This is a genomic window from Salinicola sp. CPA57 (assembly GCF_003206035.1).
Classification (GTDB): Bacteria; Pseudomonadota; Gammaproteobacteria; order Pseudomonadales; family Halomonadaceae; genus Salinicola; species Salinicola socius.
Genome location: NZ_PZJR01000003.1, coordinates 753,242 through 766,851 on the forward strand (window position 1 = coordinate 753,242; position 13,610 = coordinate 766,851).

Genomic DNA, 13,610 nt, shown 5'->3' on the forward strand with positions numbered 1-13,610 from the left:
TATAATTATTTAGCGCTTTGATGTGGATAGCTTCATATAGCGTTTTGCAACAGATGCATGATAGCTTTGTGCGTTACCGATCATCCGAGCTTGTATTTTTACATATCGCTTGCCTGACCATTTCGATAGCGGTGCTGCTAATGTTTTTACATCTGCCGCTTCTGCAATAGCCTGTGCCACGCCGTCGCCGTTGTTATATGTTGTATTACGAACATCAAGAATGTCGCCCCACTGATATTTTGAATCCCCATCAACGAGCACCCGAAGCTGAATTCTTATACGTGCATACGCATAAGAGTTATTATTAATATACTCTGAAGCATAAACATCACCAGAAAAATTAAATATGACATCACAATTGTTATTTTCTGGATTGTAATCAAAACCAATAACATCTTCCCAGCTAGTTGATAAATCATACGTACCAGATATTGTGTCTGATTTTGATATAGTTACTGCATTACCTTTAAGCTGTAGTGTATCGATTTCAGCATTTTTGATCATTGCACTAACGATGAACGCATCATCAGCATAGATTTTGCCGCCGTCGATCAGCGTCGTACCGCTGCGTGTCCAATCGTTCATACGATCATAAGAACGTGTGCCATCATACGCACGATCTCGAATAGTTCTGAGTGTGTCTGTACCAGCTATAGTTACATCATCACCTAAATCACCTGCGCCGATTTGTAGCCCCGCGTTCAAATACATTCGACCGTCTTTCGATATTTTCCAACCCGAAGAACTGCTGTAATTATCAGACTGTATCGAATCAGCGATTTTTGCTGAATTGATAGAACCGTTTTCTATTTTCGCATTAGTAATTGACGCATCACGAATTAACGCATCATCGATCACTGTCTGTCCGCCGGTCACGACGAATGGAATTTTGTAGTTGCCGTTGTCTTCGTTAATAATAGCGAAAACATCAGCAACAGCGGCGATAGTTGCAGTACCGCCACCAACTTGCATACCGATCATGGCCTTTTTGCCGTTAACATTCACAGTCTGTATTGACTGTGCTACAGCACCATTATTTTTATCGTAAACAGCACTGATTGAAGAATTTACGCTAGCAAATTGACCATCCACATCGATTTCATAGTTGTCTATGCGTTGAGCTATAGCAGAGTCGGCTGTCGACAGCGCTGTTAGCTCACTCTGAATCGACGCAGTAGTATCGTTAAACGACGTGTTTAATGTAGTAATTCGCTGAGCTAGTGCAGAGGTATCATTAACACGCGTGATATTTTCGACAGTAATCGTTGCTGATCCAACTGCATTTTGCGTCTGTTGTACTGATTCATGAATCGCTAGTAGCATGTGATCGAGCGCAATAGTTCGATCTAGATTTTTAATTGTTGCTGAATTCCCATCGACAGTTGAGGTTAGTTCTATGACATTATTTGCAATAGCTTGTGCATCGTCAGATAGCGTTTGTACTGTCGTTTCTACGCTAGACACACGATTATCAACTGATGATTCTAACGAGTTAACCTGTGTCTGAACGTTTTCAGCAGTGTCTAAAGCAGTCTGAGAATCGTTAATCGCTTTATCTACATCGACTCTAGCAGCATCAATCGCGTCTGCATTGTCTTTAATGCCGTTTTCGAACTGATCTAGCAATGCGCCGGGTTTCGTTAGATCGTCTAAAACTGCATCAGTGATGTCATCAACGTTGGTGCCAGTAGTGCCTGAAATTGGATACCACACACTCACGCCGTAGGCGTTATAGCCCCGCACGTAGTAGTAATAGGTCGTTCCAGACTTTAGAGACGTATCGACGAGAGTCGTTGAGTACCCGAGAAAAACAGCGTTAGATTCAATTTGATCAGTATCAAGCGCTGTGTTTGAGCGTCGATATTCGAATAATTGCCCCGGCCTGCTGCTCGACGGAATCAGCGTGATATTGAACGTGCCGAGCGTCATAGCGACAGAATCGGGCGCAACGGGTAGTAGCAGTGTCGAAATCGTAGTTGTACGTACTGACCACGCTGAGCGGTTCCCGATGCTATCGACGGCGGCAACTCTGACTGACCATTGCCCGCCTACAGTGTCGCGTAGATCGATGCTCGTTAGCGCTGTACCACCGACAGGCTCATACGCGCTCTGCGTTGGGCTCATGGCTTCTACAACGTAGCTACGCACGCGGGGATCATCGGCAGGCGTCCAGCTTATCGTTAGACCCTGATGAGCTTGTCCACCCGCTATATAAGTATATGATTCTATTGATATATCTAGAGGCGGATTGAGTCGGCCAGTAGGCAATAGAGTCGTCGGGCTTTCAGGTATTTTTAGACCCTGCTCGATCTGAGCAAATTTATGTTTATTGTGTTCGATTGCTGAAATCGTATAAGAATTGTCTTCGTTATCGGTGACGCTCAACACTCGAAACGTTCTCGCTGAAACGTCCGCACTGGAAAGCATCCACGGCGCGTTAGCTAATGGCTTTTCAGATAGAGATGTAGCTAGAGTGATTACGTCATCAGATATAGATGAAACGCTGACATGTTCAGTTGATCCCGAAGGTAAACGAACAGAAATAACACGATTAGCACCGTCAAAATCGGACGGTTGTTTATCGATATATAGAACAGTTTGAGTTGAGAGATTCCCAACCAAACGACCGCCGATTCTAGCGCCAACATAATTAGGATCAGAAATAGATATGATTTCGCCCGGTCTTAGGTCCGCATCAGCAAAACCGGTCGAGAATTCAAGTAACTCTGTTTCACTCTGTTCAGTGTAAAGTGTCCAGAGTCCCAAGCGTCGGGCTTGACCACGAGAAGTACATCCAAAAGCTGTTATGTCGGTTTGATTGAATCCATATTTTTGAATAGCTTCCTGATCTTCGACAAGCTCAACGCTTTTTCGATAATTATCGTCTGGATCATTCCAACTGACCGCGCATACAGTGTGTCTAGTGCTGAGTTTAGATGCTGAATATTTGAACTCGCCATCGACGATGTTACTAGTATTGAAAAAACGTGATGAATCAGACGGTGCATCTTGAACAGCAGTAACTAACCCTGTTGACCAGTACATCATGCCCCGGAAAGCGCCTGCCAAGCTGTTTAATACGTCAAAGACTTCAGAACGTGAATTTAAAACAGTATTGACTGTAAATCTTGGCTCTGTGCTGCCATATCCGTCATCGACTAACTCGTCACAATACACACTGATTTGATAAAGCGACCATTTATCAACATGTTGCGCATCTATGCCCGCGCCGTATCTTTTATTTGTACATAAATCGTAGAAAATCCAAGCTGGGTTATTCGTCCAGCTTCGTTTAAACGTACCATCCCATATACCGGAATATGTTCTAGATTCAGAATCATAATTTGATGGAATTTGAACTATCAGACCTCGAACATGATAAGCACGATCAGGAATTGAATCACCGAAACGAGACGCATCAACTTTTAAAGCTAAATATGCGCTGTCTGGATAGACGAACTTACCGTCGATTATTGTTGTATAAGTTGACCAATACGTGTCATTTCTGATTGATGAATCGTCATCGTTGTCATCAGTTAAACGACGAACACGAACGTTCCATGGACCTTGACCCGATAAATTAATGCGATAACTGCGCTGATAAGGTGAAGTCGTTTTACCTGAAATTGTGTCTGATTTAACTTGAGTATATGAACTATCAGCAGATGCGACATCAATAGCTATCTGAACACTAGAGCCATGAAGATCGCCCGTTTTTTTATCTTGTTCAGTAAGTGCTGGAATTTGAATAGTAACGCGTACAGCATCAATATCTGTATCGTTAATAGCTCTGACTACTGCATCTGATTTTTTGACCTGAGTTGATACGTCAGTCGTTGCTTCTACACCGTCGAAACCTGAAACATAATCTTGTTCTGTTAATCCAACCCGCTCATCCCACTCAATACCGGAAAAATTAAAAGAATCATCTTCATTTTGTAGCGGCGTATCATCGATAAAAATTGATTTAGCGCCGTCTACTAGACCGACTATTTCACCCTCGCCCAGTAAATCTATTATTTTCGCTGTCGCGTTGCTTTGTAGTGTATTCGGGTCTTCCTGAGCTACACGACCAGAACCGCCGCCACCTTTCCCACCTTTCGCCCCTATGACGTTTATGACTTCATTCATTATTATTTTTATCCATTTTTATTTTTTATAATTGTTCTGTAGATAGACCAGCACTAACGACAACTGAACCTGTTTTAACTTCCCCGATTATTATTGGAACTGCGATACCCTGCGCTGCGCGGTTGACTGGGCCATCAAACAGGAACGACGCACGTTCGTCCGGTGAAACCTGAGATTCATAATCTGCTGTGTTCTGAGTAGCGAGCGACGTAGAGATGCCTGATAGCACAAGCGATGCCCCGGCGACGGCTACCGCACCACCTGAGAGAGCTGCTATGCCCGCTACGCCTGCCGCTGGTACGAAGAATGAAGCCCCGATCAGCGCAGCCCCGAGGATTGTTTTACCTGTCCCGCTGCCGGAACCGGCAATCGCTGGCATGATGTGTAGCTCTGATTCGCTACCGAATTTGATATTTAGTGATGATTCGTCTAAAGATGAGTTACCGCGCACCACATGCCATGATCCGTCGCGTATAGCGGTCTCAAACCCTGATAGTTGTACTGACAGTGCGCGTATAGCTTCTGCTGCGTCGATGATGTCTAGTTGATATAGCTCACCAAATTTTTGTTTTAATGAGCCGTGAAGATGAACATTGACCATAATTTGAAAATATCCTTGTTTTAGATATTTATCAAAATTGTGATTTATGTCTGTAGTAGTGGGTGATATATGGGAGCCAACGAGCGATTGGTTCACGTTTAGATATGCGTGTCTGATCGACAGGATTTGAGGCTGTGACGTGATGAAGAATCAGATTGTTTCCAAGATACACAGCTCCGTGATTGGGTACACCTGATCTGATCTGCATATAAATCATATCGCCCCGCTGGGGCTCATAGACCCTAATAAATCCTGCTGATTCATGATTCTTTGAATACAAATCTTGTCCTAATTTCCACCATTCCCAAGAACGGGGATATTCAGGTAGATTAACGTTTAGCTCTAATTCGTAGTAGTCTCTAATCAGTGAATAACAATCTTGAACACCGTGAATGAACCCCCTACCGATCAGCGGAGCTTTTTCGATATTATCGCCCCACCACGTTAGAGCTGTTGCATCTTTACCGTCAGTCGCAACAATAGCAAACGGGACATCTAACGCTAGCTGTGTTCGCATGTCTGATTCACTAGGACATGCAGGATAATCAGGATGTGAATGTATAACAGCTAACAAACCTTCTTTTGTTGCTTTAATCATATCATTTTTGGAAACGTGAAAATGATTCTCGGGATCATCAGAGACGTTTTGAACTTGATAGAGCCCCGCTTTCTCAGTTAATAGCCAGACTGTTTCTAACGGATAACCGTCTATCGCTTTCTGTTTGATTTGTTGTTCTTGTTCTGTTGTTAGCATAATTAGTATCGCTGCAACCCCGGAAAGCCTCTGAACGGCAGCGGGTTATTACCGAAACGTTTACGACAGCCGTCAACTAAATCTTTTGAACAAGTATCCTCTGCTGGATCGATAATTTTATTACCTTCTCTGTCAAAATATTCATCACCGGCATACGGACATGTCACGTTTTCATAGCTAAATTCCTGAGTCTCTGCATTCCAATATCTGTAGCTGTGCGTACACGTATTTTTAATACATTGTCGATTAGGTATTTGCTTGCCTTGCTGATCAAGTTTCGACGCTAGTTCGAACGTGATAGAAACTGACGTTTGTGCAGAGCGTCTATCGATATAGAAATGATCAACTGGAAATGTAGCTGAAGGGTCTGGGTCAGAGCCGGAATCTAAATGTTTTTCAAATGTTCGGATTCTTCGAACGTCACAACCCTCAAGGTTGTTTGAACCTATTAACACACTCATAAACGCTAAATCTTGGGCTGGAACCGTTAGCGTTGGGGTCGGTAGTGAACCCTTACCGTTGTACTCGAAACCCTCAGATTTTATTGGAAATGGTGTGTAGTTATATCCATTAAAATTTAAAACTTCATTAGAGTTTGCGTGAAAACGTAAGACGCCCTGACCATAATTTTTAGCGTCAATTTCATAGAGTGTGATAACTGCATCTGTAGTTAATAGCTGTGCTGTAGTCGCGATGATATTGTTCATTGATGCGACTCTCTAAACTGTGCACTGATAGTAATACGTTCAAAATTATCGACAGTGCGTGAGAGTTGCGAACACGTGACAGCTCTCGAATCTTCACGATTGAAATCGAATAGAAATGGTTCGACTCCCTTTTTCGATCTAATGAACGCTTCAACTAATTGAGCATCATCAATTGTCAGATTTGAAAACGTGATGTTAAACGTTGAACGTATTGAATTAATACCAGCGGGCGATAGCTGTTCATAGCCGTCGCCAAAGTTAACTGATTTTATTGAAAACTCTAGTTCATCAGATGCGCCGTAATCGACATCAGCCCGATGATTGAGTGTTGGAAATTTTGCATACGCCATTATTATTGTTATTCCTGTTGTTCTTATTATTTATAGTTCGATAGCGCACCACCGTTGCGTTTCTCTTGACTGACCATCGCTAAAAATCTTGCTCTATCTGATTTCATATATTGTTCAAATGCTTGTTGAGTACCAGCATTCGCACCTGATTCAACGTTGATCGTCGGAGAGTAAACGATTGATGAATTTGAAGATTTAGACGCATCGATTCGCGATAACGTGTTATCCAAAGTTTTGGCGGTTTTTTGTGGTAATACACGTTCACCAGCTTCGAGATTCCACGTGCCTGAATTCGGTACAGTCATGATGCCGTCATGCGCCTGACCGACGACACCGGAGATAGCTGTAGCCCCTATAGCGGCAACTGACGCGTAACCTGTCGCCCGCACTATGGTAGCCATCGGTATCCCTGCTATGCCGCCCCCTTGAGCTAGCGCTAGCGTTGCTGCTGTCTCTGTGTTCACTATCGCCTGTGCCATCTGTGCGGCTTTCGAGATAAGGAACATGGTTTTGTATGCAGCGCTCGATTTGTCACCGATAGTCGCTATGATGTCAGCAGTCGATGATGCTAGTGATGACATTACTGATAGCTGTGCCTGACTCGACGCTTGCGCTATCTGTTGCGTCTTTTGTGCCGATAATGCTTCTAGCTCGTTTTTACGTGTTAGATAATCTTCGACCGATTTTAGCTTTTCGTCGTACTGCGATTCATTTAATTTACTTTCGTCTTTGAAATACTCTTCAAGCTTCGATTTGTACTCACTGATTTTTTGTAGATCACCAGCAGCCCCGCCGACTTCCGGTGATAATCCGGAGAATTGAGGCGCATCAGATTGAGCACCGCGATTCGCAGCAGTCGTTAAGCTTGATGATTGATCTGACGTTAGAAGATTGGCTTCACGTAATTTTTGAATTTCTTTTACTTGCTCTTTCGTTGTAGCTAGCGCTTTTTCTCTTTTTGTCATTAATGAAACGAATAATTTTTCTCTACTCTTCTCTAAAGTCTCTAGAGATTTTTGCGCTTCAATTTGTTTCTCTAACGCAGAGTTAATCGATAATTGCTTACGAATAGCTGATTCATTATTCAACAGTGATTGCTGCTCTGCTGTTAGCTGTGATTTCGATTTAATGTCCGCAATCTGTTGATTAAATTTTATTAGCTCACGTTGTGCTGAACCGATTTTGTCAGATGTCTCTGACTGCTGTTGTAGCGATGACTGTTGTTCACGTAGTTTATCGAGATAACGAGTTGCTGCATCTTCACGATAAGACGTTTCACGTTTAGTCTCTTTAAATTTATCATTAATCGCTGCGCGAGCTTTATCAATTTCTTCGGCTGAAAACGGCGTACCAGCTTTAGCTGCTGCTGCAATATTTTTTTCTAAATCTTTATACGCTTTAGCTTGCTGTTCAGCTTTTGAACGTCCGTCATCGATGAGTTTATTGACAGATGTAATTGCTGAAATAGCACGATTTTGAATTTTCTGTTTATCAGCTTCGGCTTTAGCCTGCTGTTGTGTAGCTATTTTCTGTGATTCTAATAGTGATAGCTGAATCGTTAAATTCGCTACTTGTGCTTGCGCTGCTGCTACACCGCCTGTTTTTGATGATCGTCCTGATTCTGCGCGGTCTCTAGCTGCTGCTAACTGCGATTGAACATCAGAGATTTTGTCATCAATAGTTGACTGACGACCGATATCTAATATTGCATCCCAGCCCTCGCTCGCTGCTATTTTGATATTTTTCCAGACTGTTTCTATCGTCCCTAAAGATCGCGTGACATCTTTTGCACGATCTTGAATAGTATCTGAATAAGTCTGCATTGCTAAACGTTGAGCATCAACAGTACGCCCTTGCTCCACAAGCGCCGTTATCTGTTTATAGATGTCAGCAGTTAAGAAATTGTATTTTTCATTTAATGATGAAATTGCTTCTACAGGATCATCAGCAATTTTAGCAAATTGTGAAATCGTTTCATCAATCGCTTGTCCTGTACTATCTTGCATAGCTAACGCTGCTGACGCTATATCAGTGAATTGATCTTCTGTAAATTGCCCAGATTTTACGATTTCATTTAGTGCGTTAACTGCTCTACGTTGTGTCACACCTGACAAATTATCAAGCGCTCTAGCAGTCATGATTAGCTCATCAGTAGTAGCGCCTGACATGTTTCCCGTTTGAGCTAATGATTTTGTCAATTTGTCTGATTCATCAGCACCAGCATACGCAGCTATTGCGAACGTACCCAAAGCAGCAGCAACGATTGTTAGCGGATTAATTAAACCGACAACATAAGTTCCCATCGCTCGAAATGCTGGGAGAACGCCACCAAACATATCTTTTAACTGACCACCCTGCTGCAACAGTACAGTCAGCGGACGTTGGCCGCCTTGAAGAGATACAGCGATATCAGTGAACTGTGCAGGTAGTCCGCGAGTCGCGAATCTGAGTTCACCCGCCGTCTTAGCGTTCTTCTGCATTGCAGATGATGAACCTGCAAGCGCGTTACGCTGTTCGTTGATTTTTTTGTTTAGAACGTCATATGTTTCAGTATCGAGTTTGCCGGATTTTCGATGTTTAGCTAGCTGTTGTTCCATGCGATCCAGCTCGCCCAGCTTCCCGACTACTGGATCGATTTTCGATACTAATCTATCGAGTTCTCGTTGTTGACGTTTGTTAGAGTCTTCGAGTTTCTTAGCTGCCCGCTCTGCTTTAGACATACCATCTGTAAATCGCCCCGTGCGCGCTTCTAGATCAACTGTTAATGAACCAAGATTTCGTGAATTTGTCGCCATTGTATTTTTGTTCCATTTATTGTTTTTGTTATATTGATATTTAGTGTTGTTCAGACAATGAAAAAGCCCCCTACGGGGGCTTGATGGTTATTTTATTTAGATTTTAATCGAGCTGTGTAGAAATCGACTCTCTGTGATGCGCTGTGTTGAACGTTCTCACATCAACCAAGGCCATAGGGTCACTTTGACCTAAAATTGAACAGAGAGCCTTATAGAGCTATTTAGAGACGTTGCATCATTGTCTTGAACTGATCGAACGATAATTCGACTTTTTCAACCTTTTCCTTGTCCGGCTTTTCTTCAAATGGCATTAGATCGTAGATAGACGTTTCTTTGTCTCCGTTAACTCTGAGATGCACTAAAGTTTGTTGTGCTATCTGTTGCTCTAAACGTTGAGAAGAGATAAGCGGACCTCGAATTGATCGATATTCAACCCAATCAATAAATTCTTGATACGTTAACGTTTCTTTAGCTTCTTCTATAGTGCGACCGCCGACACCGGCTAAAACAAGCTCATGCCAAATCTCACGGTCTTTCAGTCGTTTTTTGCCTCGTCCTCGTTGTCAGCTATTTCTAAAGGCTCTTGTATCTCATTAATTTTCGCACACAACAGGGATAGCAATGGCGTAGGGAAAGCTTCACATTGTTCTAGATCGATACGTTGTTGTTTGCCCTTATCATCTATATCACGCGTACAGCGATGAACTAGCCGACCCATCCAACTGCTATTTTCGTCGCCTTTCATATAGACGAATTCATAGTCTGATGCAGTCATTCTATCTGCGACGTAGAATTCGATATTTTCATCATCGTACTCTACAGACGATAGAACAAAATTCGTTTTAGTGTCGTAAGTTTTAGCTTTTTCAAGTAATTTCATTATTATTTTCTCCAAAATAAAAAGCCCCGCTAGGGGCTTAAATGCCTTAATGATATTTAGTCAAATATCAAGCGGGCTTTGGAGAAAACATAGTTTTACCGGAAAGCTGTAATGTCACGTTTGCTTTGACGACGTTATCAGCTTCAAAAGTGAAATTATATTCTGAGATATAGCATTCAGTCACGATGAAGGAACGATCAGCAGAACTAAAATCTAGTTCACTAGTTTCAGCGTCAACAGTTGGTGCAGCAGTACCATCAGCCCAGCCAATAACGAACTCGATTGTTTCGCGGTTGTTATACATCTGATATAGCTCTGATTGAACTGTAGAGGTAGGATCAACTATTAGAACAAAATTAGCGGTTCCCGGAGTATCCAAGCCGGGGGCAAATTGTGCTTCGGTATCTTGCAAACATGTTAAAGCGACTTGACCGCGTGAGGTAGTGCCGGGGTCTACACTTTCGATACATGCTAAATCGATGACATCAGTAGCGCCAATTTTATGAACATAAGCGTCTGTGCCTTGAGTAAAAACGAAATTCTTAGCCATCTTTATTATTTTCCTTTATTATTATAATTATAATACTTGCAATATTATTTATCTAAAATTTGTTGATGTAATGAAATCTAGATCGTGAGAAATGCGATAAGATTTAGTCTCGTCGTCAAACGTCTCAAGATTCAATTGCATATAACATTGATCAATTAATTCTTCTCGTAAAACCTGAGCTAACATGAGACATGAAACGTAGTCTTTCGCGTAAATATCAACCTGAACCCAAACCGACTCCGCTACCGGTTTTCCTTTTAAGACATTAAAAGGATTACTTGTTATTGTGTTATAAACGATGTAGGGATAAGCTACACCTTCGGGCGCCACTATCGGGTATATACGGAGATCATCGCTAGATGTTTTATCATCTGAATCATTTAATAGTAATTTGAATCCTTCGCTCTGAGAGCATCTTACGTAAAAGTCAGTTAACATTTTCTTATATTCTTCTGTCTAATTGTCTATTCATCTCATCTAAAAATTGTTTGAGTACCGCTTGATGATTATTTTTTAAAGCTGGGCGTAAGAAAGGTCTAGCTCTACTGCGTTCTGTGCCAAGCTCTACGAAGCGGAAATATGTAGTCAGTAATTTATCTTTGTCACCCTTGCGGTAGCGTGCACCGCCTCTTACACCGACTTTCACACGCATGATGCCAGTAGATTTATCCCAACGTGTCGTCATTGCGATATTCTGATAAATGTGGGTCGGTGTCTTCGGATCATCTATCGCTTGCGCTCTGCGCTGCGCATCTTCCTGAACGATCCTCATCGCTGCGCGTCCGGCTGATCGTGCTGAATCTCTTACAATCTCAGATTTAACACGTTTGATATTTTTAAATAGCTCATCCATCCCTGTGATTTTGTATCCTTTAGCCATCCGTTGGACCTTGTTTCACCGGAAACGTGATGTGAGTTCTACCAGTTTCGTTATCAGGTATTACGCCTAAAATGTCGTAGATTTTGTCTTTATAGATGATACGCATTGATGCGGTGAAATCGTATGATCTATATCTGATAATAATTCTCGCGGAAACGCTAGACTGTAGTGAATCAGCGGACATTAATTCTTTAGCTGATAAAAACTGAACATCAGCGGGAACGTTTACTAACTCGTCTATATCTGTCCAAGCGTAGATAACTGCGCCTGTCGCCGGTTCACGAGTTTTCACTTTTTTCTGAAATGTGATGCGATGTCTGTAGCTAGCTCTATTTCTTTTCATTTACTACTCGCTAATTTCAAAACTTTGTATTCCCACAGTAACGACTTGACAGCCCTTGGAACTGTCATGTTTTCACTGATATCAATTTGATCATCATAAAACTGAGCAACTATCAAAACTGTCGCGATTTTAATTCGCTCTTCAACTACATCATCGATTAAAAGCGCTTTATCAGAATTGCAATATGCATCAATTAGTGATGAAGCAGCATAGATGTATGACTGAATAATAGTGTCGTCTTCATCATGATCGACACGTAAATGCTTTTTCATTTCTGCTAATGTCACAAATTCCATTATTCTGTATCTCCATCTTGATTTATTGAACCGGTTTCTTTTTTTGCATTAGAAACTGTCGCATTATTGATATCATCCGCTGGATTTAGTCCGCTGGGGGCTTGCTCACGCTTATTCAATTGCTCTAATGACCAATATTGTTGTTGTAGATAGATCGTGTCGCCGCCTTCAACTGGGCTCATATTGAGACGTAAACGAGCCTCGTTTAATGTCATAATTGCGCCTTTGACTGCTGACGTTAGATTTTCTACTTTTTTCGACTGATCAAGCCTGATCAAATCATCAATGTTGATTTGTAGTTCTAGACCGACATCATATAGACCTAAACCATCCGTTAATTTTGTCTCAATTCTCTTGATGTATGGCTGTAGACACTGTGAATAGTAAGCTTGTGATCTTTGCTCGCCGGAAGTCACCGAATCTTTTTGACCGGTATTGATTAGAAATTCAGGCACTCTAAAAGCCGTGCAAATCTGAGTAATTGTTAATCCGAGCTGTTCAACTAACATCGAATCTGACGCGTTTGTGTATTCGAGGGCTTTGTATTGAACGCCGGAATGTAGAAACGGCACTGAACCAGAATTAGCGATTGAACTAAAATTCTCACGCCAGTTTTTAGCAAATGCTTCTGCAACTTCGTCTTCTACTTCAGATTCGTGGTAAAGAATGCCGGAAGGTCTACTGCCGTTCTTAAAAAACGTTGATGCGTCAGATTGCATGTTTGCCTGATGTTCAGCACTGGAATACGCAGCGACTAGCGGGGAAATACCAGCTAGAGGATGATTAAAAGCGTTGATTCTGTCGTGTATCATGTCGCGGGCTGGAATCACTACAGACTGTTCAGAGATAGCTACATCGTCGTCACGTTTCTGAATCTGATAGAAAACATCTTGAGTTGTAGCAATTCTGGTTTTAACAAATCTTGGATCGATGATATGCAGCGCTGTTATAAGACCAAAACTAGAGCTTTCTTTTAGAATGTATGTGTTACCGAATCTTAGAAGCGATAAAACATACGCTTCGATAAATTCTTGCATCGTCTGATAACTATTGGGATTGCGTAATATTTTAGAAAATTGCGGACTACGCACGACTGTAGAGACACCAAAGTTATCTTTTTTGATTAGTTCCATGTCACACTTAGCGATGTCTTGTGAGATTAGAGACACGCACGAAAACACAGTGTTCGTATAGATCACGTCATCACGTACAGCAGAAATATTACGCTGCCACGCGCCTGTGAATGGTTCTCTGACTCTATCGGTTGTGTTTCTATAGTCTATTGCTAACGACTTTTTCTTAAATCTGTCAAAAATACCCATC

General features: G+C 41.9%; 12 protein-coding genes. All 12 read right to left on the reverse strand.

All coding sequences use genetic code 11. The features are described 5' to 3' along the window. Nucleotides 1-9: 9 nt before the first annotated feature. Nucleotides 10-4,131, reverse strand: a complete 4,122-nt coding sequence (locus tag DOM36_RS05725; RefSeq protein ID WP_110641778.1) for a phage tail protein — start codon at nucleotides 4,129-4,131, stop codon at nucleotides 10-12. Nucleotides 4,132-4,156: 25 nt separating this feature from the next. Beyond that, entirely contained in the window at nucleotides 4,157-4,828 is a 672-nt protein-coding gene (locus tag DOM36_RS19985; RefSeq protein WP_157958565.1) for a hypothetical protein, read from the reverse strand. Continuing rightward, nucleotides 4,764-5,486: an NlpC/P60 family protein gene (locus DOM36_RS05730; RefSeq protein ID WP_110641780.1), complete on the reverse strand. Its 723-nt coding sequence runs from the start codon at nucleotides 5,484-5,486 to the stop codon at nucleotides 4,764-4,766. The genes DOM36_RS19985 and DOM36_RS05730 overlap by 65 nt, the downstream gene beginning before the upstream one ends. Before the next feature lie 2 nt (nucleotides 5,487-5,488). Beyond that, complete coding sequence (locus tag DOM36_RS05735; RefSeq protein ID WP_110641782.1) at nucleotides 5,489-6,193, reverse strand: phage minor tail protein L; 705 nt, start codon at nucleotides 6,191-6,193, stop codon at nucleotides 5,489-5,491. Beyond that, entirely contained in the window at nucleotides 6,190-6,543 is a 354-nt protein-coding gene (locus DOM36_RS05740) for a phage tail protein (RefSeq protein WP_110641785.1), read from the reverse strand. Before DOM36_RS05740 ends, DOM36_RS05735 begins: the two co-directional genes overlap by 4 nt. Nucleotides 6,544-6,569: 26 nt before the next feature. Next, nucleotides 6,570-9,338: a phage tail length tape measure family protein gene (locus DOM36_RS05745; protein ID WP_110641788.1), complete on the reverse strand. Its 2,769-nt coding sequence runs from the start codon at nucleotides 9,336-9,338 to the stop codon at nucleotides 6,570-6,572. Between the two features lie 535 nt (nucleotides 9,339-9,873). After that, nucleotides 9,874-10,218 carry a hypothetical protein gene (locus tag DOM36_RS05750; RefSeq protein ID WP_110641790.1) on the reverse strand — a complete coding sequence of 115 codons (345 nt, stop codon included), beginning with the start codon at nucleotides 10,216-10,218 and terminating at the stop codon, nucleotides 9,874-9,876. Nucleotides 10,219-10,285: 67 nt separating this feature from the next. Further along, entirely contained in the window at nucleotides 10,286-10,768 is a 483-nt protein-coding gene (locus tag DOM36_RS05755) for a phage tail tube protein (protein ID WP_110641792.1), read from the reverse strand. Between the two features lie 442 nt (nucleotides 10,769-11,210). Further along, nucleotides 11,211-11,648, reverse strand: coding sequence for an HK97-gp10 family putative phage morphogenesis protein (locus DOM36_RS05765; RefSeq protein ID WP_110641796.1), 438 nt, complete (start codon nucleotides 11,646-11,648; stop codon nucleotides 11,211-11,213). Further along, complete coding sequence (locus DOM36_RS05770) at nucleotides 11,641-11,991, reverse strand: phage head closure protein (RefSeq protein WP_110641798.1); 351 nt, start codon at nucleotides 11,989-11,991, stop codon at nucleotides 11,641-11,643. Before DOM36_RS05770 ends, DOM36_RS05765 begins: the two co-directional genes overlap by 8 nt. Further along, the gene (locus DOM36_RS05775) at nucleotides 11,988-12,287 is read right to left on the reverse strand and encodes a head-tail connector protein (RefSeq protein WP_110641800.1); all 300 of its coding nucleotides are present in this window, start codon (nucleotides 12,285-12,287) and stop codon (nucleotides 11,988-11,990) included. The genes DOM36_RS05770 and DOM36_RS05775 overlap by 4 nt, the downstream gene beginning before the upstream one ends. Further along, a complete protein-coding gene (locus DOM36_RS05780) occupies nucleotides 12,287-13,609 on the reverse strand; it encodes a phage portal protein (RefSeq protein WP_110641802.1) in 1,323 nt (440 codons plus the stop codon). Before DOM36_RS05780 ends, DOM36_RS05775 begins: the two co-directional genes overlap by 1 nt. Nucleotide 13,610 lies beyond the last annotated feature (1 nt).

Excerpts from the sequence above, each read along its gene's own strand:
- DOM36_RS05775 (WP_110641800.1), bottom strand. The coding sequence starts at position 12,287 with ATGGAATTTGTGACATTAGCAGAAATGAAAAAGCATTTACGTGTCGAT.
- DOM36_RS05765 (WP_110641796.1), bottom strand. The coding sequence starts at position 11,648 with ATGGCTAAAGGATACAAAATCACAGGGATGGATGAGCTATTTAAAAAT.
- DOM36_RS05735 (WP_110641782.1), bottom strand. The coding sequence starts at position 6,193 with ATGAACAATATCATCGCGACTACAGCACAGCTATTAACTACAGATGCA.
- DOM36_RS05770 (WP_110641798.1), bottom strand. The coding sequence starts at position 11,991 with ATGAAAAGAAATAGAGCTAGCTACAGACATCGCATCACATTTCAGAAA.
- DOM36_RS05780 (WP_110641802.1), bottom strand. The coding sequence starts at position 13,609 with ATGGGTATTTTTGACAGATTTAAGAAAAAGTCGTTAGCAATAGACTAT.
- DOM36_RS05730 (WP_110641780.1), bottom strand. The coding sequence starts at position 5,486 with ATGCTAACAACAGAACAAGAACAACAAATCAAACAGAAAGCGATAGAC.
- DOM36_RS05745 (WP_110641788.1), bottom strand. The coding sequence starts at position 9,338 with ATGGCGACAAATTCACGAAATCTTGGTTCATTAACAGTTGATCTAGAA.
- DOM36_RS05725 (WP_110641778.1), bottom strand. The coding sequence starts at position 4,131 with ATGAATGAAGTCATAAACGTCATAGGGGCGAAAGGTGGGAAAGGTGGC.
- DOM36_RS05740 (WP_110641785.1), bottom strand. The coding sequence starts at position 6,543 with ATGGCGTATGCAAAATTTCCAACACTCAATCATCGGGCTGATGTCGAT.
- DOM36_RS05755 (WP_110641792.1), bottom strand. The coding sequence starts at position 10,768 with ATGGCTAAGAATTTCGTTTTTACTCAAGGCACAGACGCTTATGTTCAT.
- DOM36_RS05750 (WP_110641790.1), bottom strand. The coding sequence starts at position 10,218 with ATGAAATTACTTGAAAAAGCTAAAACTTACGACACTAAAACGAATTTT.